Origin of the sequence: Roseivivax sp. THAF30, from assembly GCF_009363575.1 — a bacterium.
Classification (GTDB): domain Bacteria; phylum Pseudomonadota; class Alphaproteobacteria; order Rhodobacterales; family Rhodobacteraceae; genus Roseivivax; species Roseivivax halotolerans.
Genome location: NZ_CP045389.1, coordinates 2,352,074 through 2,367,890, shown reverse-complemented (window position 1 = coordinate 2,367,890; position 15,817 = coordinate 2,352,074). Strand labels below are relative to the sequence as shown.

Annotated in this window: 20 protein-coding genes; 4 read left to right on the top strand and 16 right to left on the bottom strand. The window is 65.2% G+C overall.

The window, feature by feature from the left end; genetic code table 11:
* Positions 1-4: 4 nt before the first annotated feature.
* From FIU91_RS11510 to FIU91_RS11495, 4 genes are all read right to left on the bottom strand, one after another.
* Positions 5-643 (bottom strand): nucleoside/nucleotide kinase family protein, encoded by a 639-nt coding sequence (locus FIU91_RS11510; protein ID WP_152462553.1) that lies wholly within the window; start codon positions 641-643, stop codon positions 5-7.
* Positions 644-839: 196 nt separating this feature from the next.
* The gene (locus FIU91_RS11505) at positions 840-1,604 is read right to left on the bottom strand and encodes a hypothetical protein (protein WP_152462552.1); all 765 of its coding nucleotides are present in this window, start codon (positions 1,602-1,604) and stop codon (positions 840-842) included.
* Positions 1,605-1,709: 105 nt separating this feature from the next.
* Complete coding sequence (locus FIU91_RS11500) at positions 1,710-2,696, bottom strand: PleD family two-component system response regulator (RefSeq protein ID WP_152462551.1); 987 nt, start codon at positions 2,694-2,696, stop codon at positions 1,710-1,712.
* A gap of 103 nt (positions 2,697-2,799) precedes the next feature.
* Positions 2,800-3,297 (bottom strand): acyl-homoserine-lactone synthase, encoded by a 498-nt coding sequence (locus FIU91_RS11495; RefSeq protein WP_245760199.1) that lies wholly within the window; start codon positions 3,295-3,297, stop codon positions 2,800-2,802.
* On the opposite strand from FIU91_RS11495, the gene FIU91_RS19685 reads away from it, so the two are divergent.
* Positions 3,229-3,435, top strand: a complete 207-nt coding sequence (locus FIU91_RS19685; protein ID WP_254702121.1) for a hypothetical protein — start codon at positions 3,229-3,231, stop codon at positions 3,433-3,435. The two genes, FIU91_RS11495 and FIU91_RS19685, sit on opposite strands and share 69 nt — an antisense overlap.
* Positions 3,436-3,673: 238 nt before the next feature.
* Positions 3,674-5,086: a cell wall metabolism sensor histidine kinase WalK gene (locus FIU91_RS11490; protein WP_152462550.1), complete on the top strand. Its 1,413-nt coding sequence runs from the start codon at positions 3,674-3,676 to the stop codon at positions 5,084-5,086.
* A 2-nt stretch (positions 5,087-5,088) separates the two neighbouring features.
* On the opposite strand, the gene FIU91_RS11485 is transcribed toward FIU91_RS11490, so the two are convergent.
* From FIU91_RS11485 to FIU91_RS11465, 5 genes are read right to left on the bottom strand one after another with little or no spacing between them, the layout of a single operon-like run.
* The gene (locus tag FIU91_RS11485) at positions 5,089-6,273 is read right to left on the bottom strand and encodes an alpha-D-ribose 1-methylphosphonate 5-triphosphate diphosphatase (protein ID WP_152462549.1); all 1,185 of its coding nucleotides are present in this window, start codon (positions 6,271-6,273) and stop codon (positions 5,089-5,091) included.
* Positions 6,274-6,332: 59 nt separating this feature from the next.
* A complete protein-coding gene (gene phnN, locus FIU91_RS11480) occupies positions 6,333-6,875 on the bottom strand; it encodes a phosphonate metabolism protein/1,5-bisphosphokinase (PRPP-forming) PhnN (protein ID WP_152462548.1) in 543 nt (180 codons plus the stop codon).
* Entirely contained in the window at positions 6,872-7,555 is a 684-nt protein-coding gene (gene phnL / locus FIU91_RS11475; protein ID WP_152462547.1) for a phosphonate C-P lyase system protein PhnL, read from the bottom strand. The genes phnN and phnL overlap by 4 nt, the downstream gene beginning before the upstream one ends.
* A gap of 3 nt (positions 7,556-7,558) precedes the next feature.
* Entirely contained in the window at positions 7,559-8,329 is a 771-nt protein-coding gene (gene phnK, locus FIU91_RS11470) for a phosphonate C-P lyase system protein PhnK (protein ID WP_152462546.1), read from the bottom strand.
* Complete coding sequence (locus tag FIU91_RS11465; RefSeq protein ID WP_152462545.1) at positions 8,326-9,168, bottom strand: alpha-D-ribose 1-methylphosphonate 5-phosphate C-P-lyase PhnJ; 843 nt, start codon at positions 9,166-9,168, stop codon at positions 8,326-8,328. Before FIU91_RS11465 ends, phnK begins: the two co-directional genes overlap by 4 nt.
* A 56-nt stretch (positions 9,169-9,224) precedes the next feature.
* On the opposite strand from FIU91_RS11465, the gene FIU91_RS11460 reads away from it, so the two are divergent.
* Entirely contained in the window at positions 9,225-9,404 is a 180-nt protein-coding gene (locus FIU91_RS11460; protein WP_152462544.1) for a hypothetical protein, read from the top strand.
* Positions 9,405-9,406: 2 nt separating this feature from the next.
* On the opposite strand, the gene FIU91_RS11455 is transcribed toward FIU91_RS11460, so the two are convergent.
* From FIU91_RS11455 to phnG, 4 genes are read right to left on the bottom strand one after another with little or no spacing between them, the layout of a single operon-like run.
* On the bottom strand, positions 9,407-10,006 hold the full coding sequence (locus FIU91_RS11455; protein WP_152462543.1) for an HAD family phosphatase: 600 nt from the start codon (positions 10,004-10,006) through the stop codon (positions 9,407-9,409).
* On the bottom strand, positions 10,003-11,097 hold the full coding sequence (locus tag FIU91_RS11450; RefSeq protein ID WP_152462542.1) for a carbon-phosphorus lyase complex subunit PhnI: 1,095 nt from the start codon (positions 11,095-11,097) through the stop codon (positions 10,003-10,005). Before FIU91_RS11450 ends, FIU91_RS11455 begins: the two co-directional genes overlap by 4 nt.
* On the bottom strand, positions 11,097-11,660 hold the full coding sequence (gene phnH / locus FIU91_RS11445) for a phosphonate C-P lyase system protein PhnH (RefSeq protein WP_152462541.1): 564 nt from the start codon (positions 11,658-11,660) through the stop codon (positions 11,097-11,099). The genes FIU91_RS11450 and phnH overlap by 1 nt, the downstream gene beginning before the upstream one ends.
* Positions 11,660-12,112: a phosphonate C-P lyase system protein PhnG gene (gene phnG / locus FIU91_RS11440; protein ID WP_152462540.1), complete on the bottom strand. Its 453-nt coding sequence runs from the start codon at positions 12,110-12,112 to the stop codon at positions 11,660-11,662. The genes phnH and phnG overlap by 1 nt, the downstream gene beginning before the upstream one ends.
* A 91-nt stretch (positions 12,113-12,203) precedes the next feature.
* Here phnG and phnF point away from each other — a divergent pair, with 91 nt between their 5' ends.
* Positions 12,204-12,938 carry a phosphonate metabolism transcriptional regulator PhnF gene (gene phnF / locus FIU91_RS11435; protein WP_093009970.1) on the top strand — a complete coding sequence of 245 codons (735 nt, stop codon included), beginning with the start codon at positions 12,204-12,206 and terminating at the stop codon, positions 12,936-12,938.
* Between the two features lie 9 nt (positions 12,939-12,947).
* On the opposite strand, the gene FIU91_RS11430 is transcribed toward phnF, so the two are convergent.
* Genes FIU91_RS11430 through phnE (FIU91_RS11420) form a run of 3 tightly spaced genes read right to left on the bottom strand, consistent with a single transcriptional unit; the run spans position 12,948 to position 15,770 of the window.
* Positions 12,948-13,565, bottom strand: coding sequence for a chloramphenicol acetyltransferase (locus FIU91_RS11430; RefSeq protein ID WP_152462539.1), 618 nt, complete (start codon positions 13,563-13,565; stop codon positions 12,948-12,950).
* A gap of 1 nt (position 13,566) precedes the next feature.
* Positions 13,567-14,883 carry a phosphonate ABC transporter, permease protein PhnE gene (phnE, locus tag FIU91_RS11425; RefSeq protein ID WP_254701951.1) on the bottom strand — a complete coding sequence of 439 codons (1,317 nt, stop codon included), beginning with the start codon at positions 14,881-14,883 and terminating at the stop codon, positions 13,567-13,569.
* Positions 14,880-15,770, bottom strand: a complete 891-nt coding sequence (phnE, locus tag FIU91_RS11420) for a phosphonate ABC transporter, permease protein PhnE (RefSeq protein ID WP_152462538.1) — start codon at positions 15,768-15,770, stop codon at positions 14,880-14,882. Before phnE (FIU91_RS11420) ends, phnE (FIU91_RS11425) begins: the two co-directional genes overlap by 4 nt.
* Positions 15,771-15,817: the final 47 nt, after the last annotated feature.

The following is a 15,817-nucleotide window of genomic DNA, read 5'->3' as shown; positions in this document are numbered from 1 at the left end:
CCGGTCAGCCGCCAAGCGTCAGGCTTGTTTCGGCTCTTTTCTGAAGGACACGCAGCCCGTTCGGCAGATCGTTCTCTTCGGCGCGGGCCAGCGCGGCCGCCTCGCTCAGTCCGTGGTCGCGCCAGCGCTCGACGAGGCGGGTGCGAAGGACGTCATCCGGCACGTCGAGAAAAACGCTGAACTGCCACAGTTCGGCGAGCGCGCACCAAGGATCTTCCGTGAAGCAGAGGTAATTGCCTTCAACGACCGCGATGCGCGTCTCGGGGCCGATGGCGATCCGGCCTGCAACGGCGATATCGCGGGCGCGGTCGAAGGCCGGCAGGATCACCTCCTCCTCGTTCGCAAGCCGCTGCATCGTGTGAATGAAACCCTGCGCGTCGAAGGTCTCGGGCGCGCCTTTCCGGTGAAGAAGCCCGCGCGGCTCGATCACTGAATTGTCTAGATGAAAGCCGTCCATCGGCACGTGCCGCGCCTCATGCCCGCCTTCGCACAGCATCTCGGCCAGGCGTTCGGCCAGCGTCGTCTTGCCCGATGCGGGCGGTCCGGCCACGGCCACCAGAAGGCGCGGCGTTCGCGCGGGCAGGGCGGCGACCCGATCGGCCAGTTTCCGGGCAGTTTCGTCGAGGGAAGGAGCGTCCGTCATTTCAGACCTCAAGCGTTTCCGGGCGGAAGCCTTCTCCTAGCCCGGCACGGTCGCCATTCCAAGGCGGCCCGCGACCGGCGGGAAAGGAAGAGCTGACTGCAACGACACGCATCAAGCGGGGCATGAACGGGCGCGCGCGCCCCGTGATGTGGAGCATCGCCAGGCTCCGAAGGCTGCCTCGGCGGAGTTTGCCGTTTTAGAACATCATGCAATCGGCGCCGGGCGGCAGCGGCTCCGATCCGGGCGGTAGGGTCGGGACGTAGTCGAAGCTCGCGATCCGTGCGCCCATGTCGAACGCGACGAAAAGCTGGCCCGAACCCGGACGGATCGCGATGCCTTCGGGATCCGTGCCAAACGGCACCAGCGATTGCGTGGCGATCAACGTGCCCTCTGCGTCGAATTCGTAAAGGCTGTTGGTGCCTTCCCAATCGTCCACGATCAACAGATGCCCCGTGCGCGGATCGCGGGCGATGCCTTGCGCCTCCGACAAGGGCGGGTCGAGTTGCATCGTGTCGATCCGGCGCAGCACGTCGCCGTCCGGCGACAGCCATGAGAGATATTCGGGATCATCCTCGACGGTGATGAGGCTGCCATCCTCGTCGATCGCGATTCCTTCGGTATCGGCCCAGCCGCTCGAGATGCGGAACGGCGCTGCGAGGGGCTCGCCATCCTTGGTCAGGCGCTGAAAGAGCCCCAATCCGTCCGCGACGATGAGACTGTCTCCTTCGATCGAGATCGCCTTTATCCTGCTCAGATCCGACCCGATCCGCCGAAGCTCGTCGCCCTGGAGCGTGACCAGAATGGCTTCGGGGCCTTCATTGGCGATCCAGAGGCCGCAGAATGTCGGGTCGTAGTCGAGGCTCGACGGTCGGTCGAGCGCGTAGCTGCCGGTCATCGTCAGTTCCAGCGCTGCGGCCGAACTCGAAAGGCAGGCGATGCTGAGGGCGAGGGCGGTCCGCACGCAAGAGCTCCTGTCGGGATGCGTCAAAGCGTGGCGACATGAGCGAAAAAGTCAAATCACGCCCGCGTCGGGCCAGCCCGTGACGGGCCGGCCCCGCGCAGTGGTTCAGTGCGTCCGTTCCGTTTCCAGCTCTTCGGCCGCGGCGACGGTCGCGCGGATCTGCTTGCCGAAGGACCATGTCTCGCGGGCAGCCTCGTCGGCGCAGTAGATCGCGTAGCGGATCCGGGTCATCCGATCCTGGCGGTGGACCGTGTTGGACGGGCCCGCGGTCGCGACCACGATCTCCGGGATGACAGCCTCCGCGGGCACGGTCTCGAGCAGCGCCGCCTGCAAAGAGGAGCCGAGCGCGCTGGCCGAGGTTTGGTGCAGGCCGCGCACGACCGCAACGATCGTGCCTGCGCCCGCATATGCCATCATGAAGTCGGTGCCTTTAAGACGGGTCGCGACGCTACGGCCCACCCGCATGATCGCCTGAGAGAGCTCGTCCCGCGAGAGCGAACCACGCAGCGCATCGAAATTGGCGATCTTGATCGCGCTGAACTTCAGCAGCGTCTCTTCGGGAATGAAGGTGATGCTGGATTTCATCGTCTCGAACGAGAGCGCGGCGGGCAGCTCGATGAACTCGGCGCATTCGCGATCCGCGCGCGAAACGGGATCGGTCAGCGGGATCGGCCCCTGTGCCGGGATCTGGTCGGCGTCGCGAGCCCGGCGCAGCGCGGCAAGCTCGATGCGGGTGACGACCTCAGTGCCGTCGAAGGGCTTCACGACATAGTCGGAGGCGCCCATGCGGATCGCCTTCTCGAGGTAGCTGCGGTGATCGAGGCGGGTGATCATGATGATCGGAACCGTCTCGTATTCGGGATATTCCCGAACCCTGCGGCACAGCTCGATGCCGTCGATGCCGGGCATGTTGATGTCGAGAAGGATACATTCGAAGGATTCCTCGGTCTCGTCGATGAGATCGAGCGCTTCCTCCGCAGAGGTCGCACGGGTCAGATCGTCAAGCGAAGCTCCCGTCAGCGCAACCTCGAGAAGATCCAGAACGATGGGGTCGTCGTCTACTGCCAGAATTCGCATGGGCACGACTTTCATTTAAAGTTGCGTAAACTGTTTCCAAAGAGCCAGCGTTTTGAGGCCGAATTGTGATATATTCCCGGCCAAATGATGCCGTAGCGGATTCTCGCCTGCCCAAACATCAATGGTGGGTCTTCCCGTTTTTGGCGACCGCTGCGACATGCATCACGGCGGCCTGCGTGTTCTCCCCGTCGATGTTCATCTTGGGTCCGAGCGGCAGTGCTCCGATCCCGAGGCGTGCCACCCAGCGCTGATAAAGGGCCGGCACCAGCCCGATGACATGCGTCGCGCCCGCCTCAACGGCGGTTTCGGCCATGGCGAGCATCAGGCGCGTCTGCACGCCGACCCGTCTTTCAGCCGAGATGTCCTGCGAGACGAAGAGCCGCGTGCCTTCCCAGATATGATCTGCGACAGGTGCTTTTTCGTAGAGGATATAATCCGGAATGTCCGGCAGAAGTCCGCGCTGTGCGTCCCGGATCATGTAGGTGTAACACGCGCAGCGTGCAGTCGTCGGCAAAAGGCGCAATCCGCCGAGCACCTCGCCGAATTCGTGGATTATGACGCAACGGCTCTGTGGCGTATCGTATTGATCGAATTCGAGATCCTTCTCGAAGGGCAGGTCCCATTTCTTCTGTTCGATGAATACGCGCTTTCGAGCGCGGAGAAACTCGAGATAGAGCTCTCCGTGAAGATGTTGGTTATGGACCGAGATAACACTGGTTTTGAGGCGTGGATGCTGCGCGAGCAGAACTTTTGATCCGACATTCCTTAAAAATGCCGGATTTCTGGTTTTTCTCTCTGACGGCAGTTCCGGCTCGAGTTCCGGAAATGCAATGTCGGCTTTGCGCTCTTGAAATGACAATCGGGAGCCTCAGGCGTAGGTGATTGAGTTTTCCACACCACACACGTTTTTTCCCTAATCTGGACACAATTGCAGATAGGTTCAATGGTATTATGAACTATCTGAGGGCGAGTTCTCGGTTTGTATTGCCGAAATGACCACAACCGGAGAGATCCTGGTGAAATTACCGGCACTTCTGGCCCGTGAGGACGAAATCTGGTCCAACCGGAGACGGTTGCGCGACTACGCGCGCGTGGGCCAGCGCCTCTTTGGGCAGCGGCTGATCATCTATGTGACGATGCTCGTTCTGACGTCATCGTACTATAGCTGGCAGCTCGGCGCGATCTTCTTCTGCGTGACGCTGGTCTCCGAGACGATCGACGCCTTCGTGGTCCGCAGTATCCTCACCGTACGGTGCTGGGACGTCCACAAAGTGCGGCGCGCGGTTGCGATGCTGTATATCAGCACTGCTATCAGTGCTATGGCGATCTCCTACTTCGCGATCTCACTGGCAGAACTGCAGGGCGCCGAAAGCGGGCACTTCCTGCCGATGATCGTCCTGTTCTCGGCCGCGATTTTCGCGGCGATCAACAATCACCAGTTTCTGCCGATCCTGGCGCTGCGTCTCATCATCTACGTGCTTGCGATCCTGTTCATTCCGCTGCGCGATATATTGGTGACCGGCGACGGCATCGGTTCGGAGACCTGGCTGCACTTCTTCACGGCGATCTACGTGACGATGTTCCTTCTGGAATGCGCTCGCAGCTTCCTGACGAGCTATACAGCGCATCTGAAAAGTCGAAAGGCGCTCGAGGAGGAGCATGAGCGCACAAAGGCGGCGTACCGCGCGAAGACGCAATTTCTCGCAACCGTGAGCCACGAACTGCGGACGCCGCTGACATCCATCAAGGGTGCATTGGACGTGCTGAACTCCGGCGCGCTCGGCCCGGTGCCGGACCGCATGAAAGGTCCACTCGACGTCGCCGGGCGCAACTCCCATCGTCTTGCCACTCTGGTCAGCGATCTTCTTCTTCTGCAGCGCGCGGAATCGGGCAAGATCGAGATCAATCCCGAGGCCGCCGACCTTGGCGCCATGCTGCGCGATATCGTCGACCGCTTCGGTCCCTTCGCCGAAAGCATGAAGGCCGAGATCTATCTCGATCTGCCCTCGGAGCCTCTTTGGTCGCGTATCGACCCGAGCCGCTTCGATCAGGTGATCTCGAACCTTCTGTCGAACGCCGCCAAGTTCTCGAAAGAAGGCGCGGGGCATGTCCGCGTGTCGCTCAAAGCCAGCGGCGACAAGGCGCGGATCGCGATCTCCGACAACGGGGAGGGCATCCCCGAGGAATTCCATGACAAGGTTTTCCAAGAATTCCAGCAGGCCGCGCAATACGAAACGCGCCGCCACGAGGGCAGCGGCCTCGGCCTCAGCATCGCCAAGCGTATCGTCGACGCGCACGGGGGCCGGATCTGGTTCACCGCCGAGCCGGGCCGCGGCACGACCTTCACGATCGAGCTCGATCGAGATCAGGAGCCGTTGGGCCTTGTCGGGGAGCAGGCGGCCTGACGTCAGGCGACCTGACGCCCCCGGCTCCAGACTGACCGGACCACTGGCACTTCGCCCAAAGCATGCACCCGCACGAGATCCGCGAGTTTTCCGGTCTCCAGCGTTCCGCGATCCTCGAGCCCCGTCACCTCGGCCGGCCGCGCGGTGACCGTGGCGATGGCGCGCGGCAGATCCTTCCACGTCTCGGCCAGCTGGAATGCGGCATAGAGCAGCGCCGAGGGCACGTAATCGGAAGACAGGATATCCAGAAGGCCCGCCGCCGCGAGGTCATGCGCGGCGACGTTGCCGGAATGCGAGCCGCCCCGGATCACGTTCGGCGCGCCCATCATGACGGCGATCCCGGCCTCGCGGCAGGCCTCCGCCGCTTCGAGCGTGGTTGGGAACTCGGCGAACCGCACGCCATGCGCGCGCGACGTCTTCACGTGATCGGCGGTCGTGTCGTCGTGGCTCGCCAGGACCGCGCCGATACGGCCGGCCTCCGCCACCGCGCCCGCTTCGTGCTTTGCGCCATAGGTTTCCTGAAGCCGTTTGAGATTGGCGACATGCGCCTCGAACTCCGCATCGTCGAGGCCACGTTTCTTGGCGATGTAGGTTTTCAGCTGCGTGGTGTCGCGGAACTGCCGTTGGCCGGGCGTGTGATCCATGAGGCTCAGGATGCCGACCCGGTCCTCGGGTCCGAAATCGGCAAGCTCCTCGAGCAGCGTCTCTGAACAGATCTCCGCCCGCAGGTGCAGGAAGTGGCTGATCCGCAGGACGTTCTCGGAGCGGAGCGCGAGAAGCTCGTCGGCAAGACGGCGCGCATAGGGATCGTAGCGCGCCTTGCCGCCGTGGATGGAGCCGACACGCAGCGCATCGAACACCGTGGTGATGCCCGTGGAAGCAAGCTCGCCGTCATGGGCGAGTATCGCGGGAAGGTGCGGCCAGTCGACCGAAGGACGCGGCTCGATATGCCGCTCGAGATTATCCGTGTGCAGCTCGACAAGCCCCGGGATCACGTAATCGCCGCCGCAATCGACCGCGCCGCGCGGCACGCCAGTGCCTTGGCGGATCTCGGCGACGCGCCCGGCTTCGACGGTCAACGCGCCGCTCACGACCTCGTCGCGGAGCACAAGCCGGGCATTGGCAAGGCAAAGCGTCTCCGTGAGGGCGGGCGTTTCAGTGCCCGCGACGTGTTTGGGTGAATTCATCAAAACCTGCACTTTCCGGTCCCGTGACCATTCCATGTTCGAGCGCGCGTTGCCATCGTTCAGACCTTAACCGGGCCAAGCGCGGCAAGAGCCTGCGCGACGCTGTTCTCGAGCGGGCCGTCATTGGCGATCTCGACAGCGTGGAGACCATCCGGCAGCGGCCGGGCCGCCTGTGCGAGCCGCTGATCTATATCCGCCGCGTCCTCACGGCCCCGTGTTGCAAGCCGCTGGGCCAGAACGTCCCGCCGGGCGGTGACGTTGAGAACCAGAAGCGCGGGAAAGACCCGGTCGGCCTCAGCCAGAACCCCGCGCGACAGGTTGACGATCCTCTCGGCACCGCCGTTAACATCCCGCAAAACGTCGCGCGGGATGCCGTAGGCCAGCCCATGCGCGCGCCAGGCAAGGCAGAACGCGCCTTCGGCTTCTAGGGTCTCGAAATCTGCGTCGCTCACCGCGTCGTAATCTTCTCCGGGAAGTCCCGCAGCGCGTGTTATGGTCCGGCGCACGGGCCTTACGTCGGGCCGCGCGGCGACGATCCCGGCGATGAGGCTGTCCTTGCCAACACCCGAGGGGCCGACAACCGCGATGAGGCGTCCGCTCATGCCGCGCGCCTCGGGGTGAAGGCGGTGACGTCCACGTTGCGATCGGCGACGCGCTCGCGCGCCTCGCTGTCGTGGAAGATGCCGACGATGGCCGCACCGCGCGCCTTGGCAGCCTCGATCAGCCCGAGCACGACCTCGCGGTTCATCGCATCGAGGCTCGCGGTCGGCTCGTCCAGCAGAAGCGCGGGGTAGGGGTGAGCGAAACCTCGGGCGATGTTGACCCGTTGCTGTTCGCCGCCCGAGAAGGTGGTCGGCGAAAGTTGCCAGAGCGTTTCGGGAATGTTGAGCTGGCTCAGCAGGTCTGCTGCGCGGCTCCGCGCTTCGTCCACTCCCGTGCCGGTGGCGCGCAAAGGCTCCGCCACAACGTCGAGCGTCGGCACGCGCGGCACGACCCGGAGGAACTGGCTGACATAGCCCAGCGTCTCCCGGCGGAGCGTGATGATCTCGCGCGGATCGGCGCGGGCGACGTCGAGCCCGCCGACCATGATCCGTCCGCTCTCGGCCAGGTAATTGCCATAGATCATCCGCATCAGCGTCGACTTGCCGGCACCCGACGCGCCGATGAGCGCGACGCATTCACCGGGTCGCACCGACAGCGCCGCGCCGGTCATCACCTCGATGGACGCGCCGCCCTGGTTGTGCAGCGTGAAGCGTTTGGAGACGTTTTCGATCGCGATCATGGCTCAGACCTGCAGGACGCTGGAGACAAGAAGCTGGGTATAGGCATGCTGGGGATCGTCGAGCACCTGGTCGGTGAGGCCGGTCTCGACGACGCGCCCCGATTTCATCACCATCAGCCGGTCGGCCAGAAGGCGGACCACGGCAAGGTCGTGGGTCACGATGATGACCGAAAGCCCCATGTCGCGGACAAGCCCTCGAAGAAGGTCGAGAAGCCGCGCCTGAACGCTCACGTCGAGCCCGCCTGTCGGCTCGTCCATGAAGACGAGGCGCGGGCCGGTAACGAGGTTGCGCGCGATCTGAAGGCGCTGCTGCATCCCGCCCGAGAAGGTGGAGGGGCGGTCGTCGATGCGGCTCTTGTCGATCTCGACCCGGCCGAGCCAATCGCTCGCGCTTTCGCGGATCTCGCCGTAATGCCGCGCGCCCACGGCCATCAGCCGCTCGCCGACATTGCCGCCCGCCGAGACGCCCATCCGAAGCCCGTCGCGGGCATGCTGGTGCACGAAGGCCCAATCGGTGCGCGAGAGCATCCGCCGCTCGGGCTCGGACATGGTAATCGTGTCGCGCGGACCGTCAGTGCGGGTGTCGAAGATCACCTCGCCGCGATCCGGGGCCAGGTGTCCGGCAAGGCAACTCAGCAGCGTCGACTTGCCCGATCCGCTCTCGCCAACGATGCCAAGCACCTCGCCGGGCCAGAGATCGAAGCTGACCCCGGTGCAGCCGATATGCTCGCCGTAGCGCTTCTCGATGTCGCGGACGGAGAGAAGAGGGCTCATGCCGCGCGCTCCTTCTGGCGGGTTTCGCAGTAATCGGTGTCCGAGCAGACGAACATCCGGCCCCCGGCATCGTCGGTGATCACCTCGTCGAGATAGGTATCGTCCGCCCCGCAAAGCGCGCAGGGATGCTCGGCCTTCGACGCCTCGAACGGGTAATCCTCGAAATCGAGGCTGGCCGCCCGGGTATAGGGCGGCAGCGCGTAGATCCGCTGCTCGCGTCCCGCTCCGAAAAGCTGGATCGCCGGGCAATCGGAGAGTTTCGGGTTGTCGAATTTCGGGATCGGCGAGGGGTCCATCACGTAGCGGCCCTCGACCCTGATGGGGTACGCGTAGGCGGTCGCGATATGCCCGTGCCGCGAGATGTCCTCATAGAGCTTCACATGCATGAGCCCGTATTCTTCGAGCGCGTGCATCTTGCGCGTCTCGCTCTCGCGCGGTTCGAGGAAGCGCAGGGGCTCCGGGATCGGTACCTGGTAGACAAGGATCTGACCTTCGGCGAGCGCCGCCTCGGGGATGCGGTGGCGCGTCTGGATGAGGCTCGCCTCCTCCGTGCGGGTCGTCGTGGCGACGCCCGCCGTGCGCTCGAAGAACTTGCGGATCGAGACGGCGTTGGTCGTGTCATCCGCCCCCTGGTCGATCACCTTGAAGCGATCCTCGGGGGTCATCACCGCCGCGGAAACCTGCACGCCGCCGGTGCCCCAGCCATAGGGCATCGGCATCTCGCGGCTCGCGAAGGGCACCTGATAGCCGGGGATCGCGAGCCCTTTGAGGATCGCGCGGCGGATCATGCGCTTCGTCTCCTCGTCGAGATAGGCGAAATTATAAGCGGTCTCGGTCATGAAATGGCCCCGTTCGCGAAGCATGGTCTTGGCGAGTTCACAGCGAAGGACGCGTGATGTCCGAAGATATGATCCTGGCGCTTGTGGTCGGCTGCGCCGCGCTGTTTTTCGGCGGCCGTCTTGTCATCGGTATGGCCTTTCCCGAGACGCATTGGCTGAACTGCCTGCTCGATGGCGACTGGTCCGGCGCGGAAGAAGACGGGGATGCCTGCGGCGGGGATGGCGGCGGCGACTAGGCTCATAAGAGACCTCTTTCGACGAGCGCCGCCTCGAGCGCACCCGCATCCGTGAAGTGGATGGCATCCATCCCGGCAGCCCGCGCGCCGATGCAATTATGCAATCCGTCATCGATGAACACGCAGCGTTCCGGCGCCACCGCGGCGCCGGAACACAGAATCCGGTAGATCTGGGTGCTGGGCTTGATGATCCCGACTTCCCCGGAGACGACGATCGTGCCGAAGATTTCGGCAAGCTCGGGATGCGCCTTCAGCCCTTCCGGCCAGGTCTCCGCCGACCAATTCGTGATGGCGTGAAGCGGCGTGCCGCGCGCCTTCAGGGCGTAGAGCAAATCCCACGTCCCGGCGATCTTGTCGGGAACCGTGCGGGTGTAGCGCGCGACATAAGCGGCAAGCCGGGCCGCGTCTTCTTTATCCGCCAGCCCAGCCGCCGCATCTTCGAACCGCGCGCCAGCATCGCAGGCCAGGTTGATCTTCTCGAACCCGATCCGGGTCAGGAAGGCGCGAGCCGCGTCCTCGCCCATCTCGCCGGACCAGGCGAGATGCGGCTGCCAGTCAACCAGAACGCCGCCAATATCGAAGACGACCGTATCGATGCTCATTCCGCGGCCTCCCGATGGCCGTCCGCGTCAGCGTGGGCCTCGCGGCGCAGCTTTCGCACCAGTTCCAGCTCTGACTGGAAGTCGACGTAATGGGGCAGCTTGATGTGCTCGAGAAAGCCCGTCGCCTGGATGTTGTCCGCATGGTAGAGAACGAACTCGGCATCCTGTGCGGGCGCGCCGACGTCGTCCTCGCCAAGCTCCTCCCAGCGCAGCGCCCGGTCGACGAGCGCCATCGAAATTGCCTTCCGCTCCGTCTGTCCGAAGACCAGCCCGTACCCACGGGTGAATTGGGCGGGCTCGGTTTTCGAGCCGGTGAACTGATTGACCGTCTCGCATTCGGTCAGCGCGATCTCTCCGATCTCGACGGCAAAGCCCAGCTCGGGCACGTCCATCTCGACCGCGACCGTGCCGATGCGGAGCTCGCCCACGAAAGGGTGGTTGCGCGCATAGCCCCGCTGGGTCGAGTAGGCGAGACTGAGGATAAACCCCTCATCTGCGCGCGACAGGACCTGCAGTCGCAGCGCCCGGTCCGCCGGCATCGCCAAGGGCTCGCGCGTGACATCGGGTGGCACGTCGTCGGAGGGCCGCGCGTCTTCGATCAGGCCCTCGCGGTTGAGAAAGTCCATCACGCGTGGCATCGCCGCATCGTCCGCCTCGCGTTCGGGCGTTTGCGGAGCCTCGCCTTCAGCGGCGAGCGCGAAATCCAGAAGTCGGTGCGTATAGTCGAAGGTCGGCCCCAGAACCTGTCCGCCAGGCAAATCCTTGAACGTCGCCGAGATGCGCCGGTCGCAGGCCATCGCGCCGGTATCGACCGGATGCGACGTGCCGAACCGGGGCAGGGTGGTGCGGTAGGCGCGGATCAGGAAAACCGCTTCGATCAGATCGCCGCGTGACTGCTTGATCGCGAGCGCGGCAAGATCCGGATCGTAAAGCGAGCCCTCGGCCATCACCCGGTTCACCGAGAGGGCGAGCTGTTCGCGGATCTGCGCGACACTCAGCTCCGCGACGGACGCATCGCCGCGCCGTTCCTCGGCGAGCCAGGCATGGGCGTTGTCGATGGCGCGCTCGCCACCCTTGACCGCAACATACATCAGCCGACCTCCGTCGAACGTGGCAGGGCGGCGACCTGCGCGCCGCAGGTGAAGATGAAATCCAGCCCCAGCGGGGCACGCGCATGGTTCTCTGCGAAGGCGCGCGTCTCGGGCAAGGAAAGCTCCGCCGTCTCGCGGATACCCGGCCCGCACAGCGTCGCGCCTTCGGGTGCGAGGCGATCCACCTCCACGATCAGCGTCGCGGAGCGATCAGGGTAGTCCGGCGTGCCGACGGGATAGCTCGAAAGCGGCAGCAGCGCGGCCCATGTCCCGACCGCGAAGGCGCAGGTCTCGGCGCCCGTCACCGGCGCGCCGGTATGGAAGGCAAGCCAGCGGCGCACGGGCTCGCAATCGGCCTCTCCCGCCAGGTGAACCGGCGTCGTGCCGTCCGCCAGCGTCAGCAGCGCCGCGCCAGCCGCGACCGACAGAGGCGCCGGCGGGGCCGCGCCGACAAGATCGTGGATCGTGCCGGGCCGCGCCATCGCCTCCATGATCGCGCGGAAGGCGCGCGCGGCATCGGGCGCGGGATCGGCAAATCCGCCTTCGAGAGCGTCGGCACGCATCAATCTTCCCCCCGGACCATCGTGAAGAAATCGACCTTGGTGGCCGCGGCCTTGCGGGCGCGGGTGGCGCGCGCGGCATCGGCCTCCGTCTGCAAGGGCTCGATCACCGCGCCGCGGATTCGTGCCGCGTCCTCGGTCTGCATGAGCGCGTCGCAGAGCGCCGCCACTTCCGCGTCGGCCTTGCGGCGGCCTTGGATGTAAGCGTGGCCGACCGTGCCGTCCGCGAGTTTCAGCGCGCAGCGCGTGACCGTCGTCTCGCCGAGGTTGAACGGCGCGCCGGTGCCGCCCGCGCGGCCCCGCACCATGACGGTGCCGATCTCGGGCGCGCGCAGCCAGGTGAAACCGGGACGGGCTATCGCAGCGTCGAGGCACGCTGCGGCGCGGCCCTCGGGCGCGCGGGCGAGTATGCCCATCCAGCTCCGTCTGTCTTCGGTGCCGCCGTGATCTTTCATCTCGACAAATCCGTCAATTACTATACAACTAGACAAATATTGACATATTGCCGCCACGGCGGCCAGTGGAGTTTTGTGAATTTTGAGTGACATGGCCCGCGCCTCCTCCCGCCGCACGCCGCTTTGGCAGGCGATCGCCTCCGCGCTCCGGGACGACATCTCCGAAGGGCGATACGCGCCGGGCGACAAGCTGCCGACCGAGGCGCAGCTCAGCGAGCGGTTCGGCGTCAATCGCCACACGGTTCGGCACGCGCTGGCACGGCTCGGCGAGGACGGACTCGTCCATACAAGGCGCGGGGCAGGGGCGTTCGTTTCGGCGCGGCCCACCGATTACCCTATCGGGCGGCGCGTGCGTTTCCACGAGAACCTGCACGCCGCGGGGCGCCGGCCGGAAAAGCGCATTCTGAGCATCGAGACCCGCGCTGCGACACCCGGTGAGGCGCATGCGCTCGCCATCGAGGAAGGCGCGGGCGTCGTTGCCTATCACGGGCTCTCGCTCGCAGACGGGCAGGCCATCGCGATATTCGAGAGCGTCTTTCCCGAAGCGCGCTTGCCCGGCATCGCCGCAGCATTGTCAGAGGAAACCGGGGTCAGCGCAGCGCTCGCGCGGTGCGGCGTGCCCGACTTCATCCGCGCTTCGACCCGGATGACGGCCGTCGCGGCGGATGCGACGCGCGCGCTGCATCTGCGTCTGCGCGAGGGTGATCCGCTGTTACGGACGACCGGGGTGAACGTGGACGGCGCGGGCGTGCCCGTCGAATACGGCCGGACCTGGTTCGCGGGGGACCGGGTCACGCTGACGCTCGGGGAAGACTCAGCCGGCTGACATGAGCGCTCAGCCGCCGTACGTGTCGAGGAAGGCCTCGGCAGAGAGTGACCGGAAATCCTGGAGCGCCCCGCGCAAAGCCTCGTGCGGCCAATCCCACCAAGCGAGCGCGATCAGGCGTTCGGCGATCCGCTCCGGCTGGCGCTGGCGCAACACGCGCGCCGGGTTGCCCGCCACGATCGTGTAGGGAGCCACATCCCTGGTCACGATGGCCCCGGCCGCGACCACCGCTCCGTGCCCGAGCGCCACCTCGGGTTTCACCATCGCTCCCGCGCCGATCCAGGTGTCGTGCCCGATAGAGGCGCGGCGCGACTGACGATGCGCGAAAAAGTCGGCATCTGCCTCCGCATCGTCCCAGTAATCGTCAGATCGGTAGAGGAAATGATGGCAGGCCGCCGTGTCCAGCGGATGATCCGTCGCGCCGATCCGCGCGAAGGCGGCGATGTTCGCGAACTTGCCGATCTCGGCATTGGCGATATCCGCGAAGCGATCGCAATAGGAATAATCGCCCATGACCACATGCGACAGCCGCGAGCCCGCGCCGATCTCGGTATAGGCACCGAACTGGACCTCGCTGATCTGGCAACCGTCATGGATGATCGGCCCGTCCGCCTTGAGGCGTGCCATCTCAGTGCGACCGTTTGATCAGCCGCGCGCGCAGCTTGCCCGAGACCCAGTCCATCAGCATCACCATCAGCACGATGAGGATGATGTAATAGGCGACCTCTTCCCAGTCCTTCTGCGTCTGGATCGCCTGCGTGAGCATCAGACCGATCCCGCCGCCGGTGATCGCGCCGATGATCGTGGCGGAGCGCGTGTTCGACTCGAGGAAGTAGAGGATCTGGCTCAGGAGCACGGGCACGACCTGCGGGATCACGCCGAAGCGGTAGCGTTGAAGAGGTTTCGCGCCAGTCGATTGCACGCCCTCGATCTGTTTTTCCTCCACGTTCTCAAGCGCTTCGGAGAAGATCTTGCCGAACGTGCCGGTATCGGTGACGAGGATGGCAAGCGCGCCGGTCATCGGGCCGGGCCCGAAGGCGCGGGCGAGGACCACGGTCCAGATCAGCGCGTCGACGCCGCGCACGAAGTCGAAGATGCGCCTTATGCCGAAGCGTGCCGCCTGAACGGGCGCGAACCGCTTCGCGCCGAGGAAGGCCAGCGGCAGCGCGATAATGGCCGCGCCGAACGTGCCGAGGAAGGCCATCAGGATCGTCTCGCCGATGGCCCAGACCACGTCCTTGTGCCGCCACATGGCGTTGTTCCAGAAATCCTGCACGGCACCGACGATGTTGGCGCGCTCTGGGTCGATGCGGTCGCCGAAGAGGATGCGGGTCGCAGGCTGACCGTGATAGGGGCTCTCGAAGGTGAAGAAGAAGAGCTCCCAGCCGGGGAAGTAGTTGAAGACCTCGGTCTTCGAGCCGGTGATGGTGATCCGGCCCTCGGGCGTCGTGATCCCGACGCGGCGATCCGAGACGCTGATCCACTCGGGCACGGCCTCGGGCAGATTGGTCAGAACGGTGCGGCCTTCGGTGCGGGCCTCGACGAGGCCAAAGCCGGGAATCTCGATCTCCGTCGCGGTGCCGTCCAGAAAGCGCACGACGTGATCGCCGCCGAGATCGACGGTGACGATGTCCTCGCCCGAGACCCAGGCCGGGCGCTGGCCATCGGGGTAGTTGCCCTTCCGCTCGCCCTCGACCGAGTATTCCATCTCGCCCGAGGAATTGTCACGGGTCACGTGCACCTTGTGCGACCAGCTGTCCGAGGCAAGCGTCACGGCATTGTCCCAATCGGCGCGCTGGGCAAGGCCGGGGATGTCGAAGGCGAAGAAGATGTAGACGAAATAGGCCAGGATTACCGAAGGGACCGCGAAGGCGGTCAGCCGCTTGCGCCGGAAAAGCGCCGAGATATCGGTCTTGGCGGTATCGAGTGTCATCGCCTCGCTCATGTCCGGTCTCCCTCGGTCAGACGGTTGCGGTAGCGGCTCGAAAGTTGGTCAAAGAAGACGATCGTGCCGAAGAGCAGCAGGAAAATGGCGGCGGCCTCGTCGAAGCGGCCCGGCCCCCATGCCATCGAGTTGCGCAGCTCATAGCCAAGCCCGCCCGCACCGACGAAACCGAGGATCGCGGAGGCGCGGATATTGATCTCGAAGCGCAGAAGCCCGTAGCTGAGATAATTGGGGGCGACCTGCGGGATCACGCCCAGCCACATTCGCTGGCCCCATGTCGCACCTGTGGAGGCAAGGCCCTCGACCGGCTTGAGATCGGCGTTCTCGGCCACTTCGGAAAAGAGCTTGCCGAGCGCACCGGCGGTGTGGATCGCGATGGCGATCATCGCCGGGACGGGCCCGCCGCCCAGAACGAAGATCAGGACGAGCGCGATCACGATCTCGGGGACGGCTCGCATGATGTCCATGATCCGGCGGAAGAGACCGATGAGGCGCGGCCAGCGCGCCAGACCCCGTGTCGACAAAAGCGAGAGCACAAGGCCCGCCGCTGCCCCGATCAGGGTGGAGACCGCCGCGATGTTGATCGTCTCGATGAGCGCGGGGAAGTATTTCACGAGAAGGCCGGGCAGGTCCGCCCGCTTCTCCCAGGCTTCCGAGAGAACCTCGGCGGGGTAGTCGCCGACCTGCGAGAGCCCTTCCCAGAAGCCGCCCGCGTTCCGGTCGTCGGCGATCATGAAGCCCGACACCATGAGAAGGACGAAGATCAATAGCGTCAATCCACCGTAAAGGCGGCGGCGCTGGACTTCGGCCATGTAGCTCGACTGGATCGTCGCCACGTGGGACGGATCGTGGGACGGATCGGCCCGGCTCAGGGTCGTGTCGCTCATCTTTGCCTCGGGATGCCTGCGAAAAGGGTGGTCCGGGCCAAAGGGCC

Coding starts and splice junctions, on each gene's coding strand:
- FIU91_RS11460 (WP_152462544.1), top strand. CDS start 9,225: ATGTCCGAAGATATGATCCTGGCGCTTGTGGTCGGCTGCGCCGCGCTG.
- FIU91_RS11485 (WP_152462549.1), bottom strand. CDS start 6,273: ATGAATTCACCCAAACACGTCGCGGGCACTGAAACGCCCGCCCTCACG.
- phnG (WP_152462540.1), bottom strand. CDS start 12,112: ATGAAAGATCACGGCGGCACCGAAGACAGACGGAGCTGGATGGGCATA.
- FIU91_RS11510 (WP_152462553.1), bottom strand. CDS start 643: ATGACGGACGCTCCTTCCCTCGACGAAACTGCCCGGAAACTGGCCGAT.
- phnN (WP_152462548.1), bottom strand. CDS start 6,875: ATGAGCGGACGCCTCATCGCGGTTGTCGGCCCCTCGGGTGTTGGCAAG.
- FIU91_RS11490 (WP_152462550.1), top strand. CDS start 3,674: ATGACCACAACCGGAGAGATCCTGGTGAAATTACCGGCACTTCTGGCC.
- phnK (WP_152462546.1), bottom strand. CDS start 8,329: ATGAGCCCTCTTCTCTCCGTCCGCGACATCGAGAAGCGCTACGGCGAG.
- phnL (WP_152462547.1), bottom strand. CDS start 7,555: ATGATCGCGATCGAAAACGTCTCCAAACGCTTCACGCTGCACAACCAG.
- FIU91_RS11455 (WP_152462543.1), bottom strand. CDS start 10,006: ATGAGCATCGATACGGTCGTCTTCGATATTGGCGGCGTTCTGGTTGAC.
- phnE (WP_254701951.1), bottom strand. CDS start 14,883: ATGAGCGAGGCGATGACACTCGATACCGCCAAGACCGATATCTCGGCG.
- phnH (WP_152462541.1), bottom strand. CDS start 11,660: ATGCGTGCCGACGCTCTCGAAGGCGGATTTGCCGATCCCGCGCCCGAT.
- FIU91_RS11430 (WP_152462539.1), bottom strand. CDS start 13,565: ATGGCACGCCTCAAGGCGGACGGGCCGATCATCCATGACGGTTGCCAG.
- FIU91_RS11465 (WP_152462545.1), bottom strand. CDS start 9,168: ATGACCGAGACCGCTTATAATTTCGCCTATCTCGACGAGGAGACGAAG.
- FIU91_RS11500 (WP_152462551.1), bottom strand. CDS start 2,696: ATGAAAGTCGTGCCCATGCGAATTCTGGCAGTAGACGACGACCCCATC.
- phnE (WP_152462538.1), bottom strand. CDS start 15,770: ATGAGCGACACGACCCTGAGCCGGGCCGATCCGTCCCACGATCCGTCC.
- FIU91_RS11450 (WP_152462542.1), bottom strand. CDS start 11,097: ATGTATGTTGCGGTCAAGGGTGGCGAGCGCGCCATCGACAACGCCCAT.
- phnF (WP_093009970.1), top strand. CDS start 12,204: ATGGCCCGCGCCTCCTCCCGCCGCACGCCGCTTTGGCAGGCGATCGCC.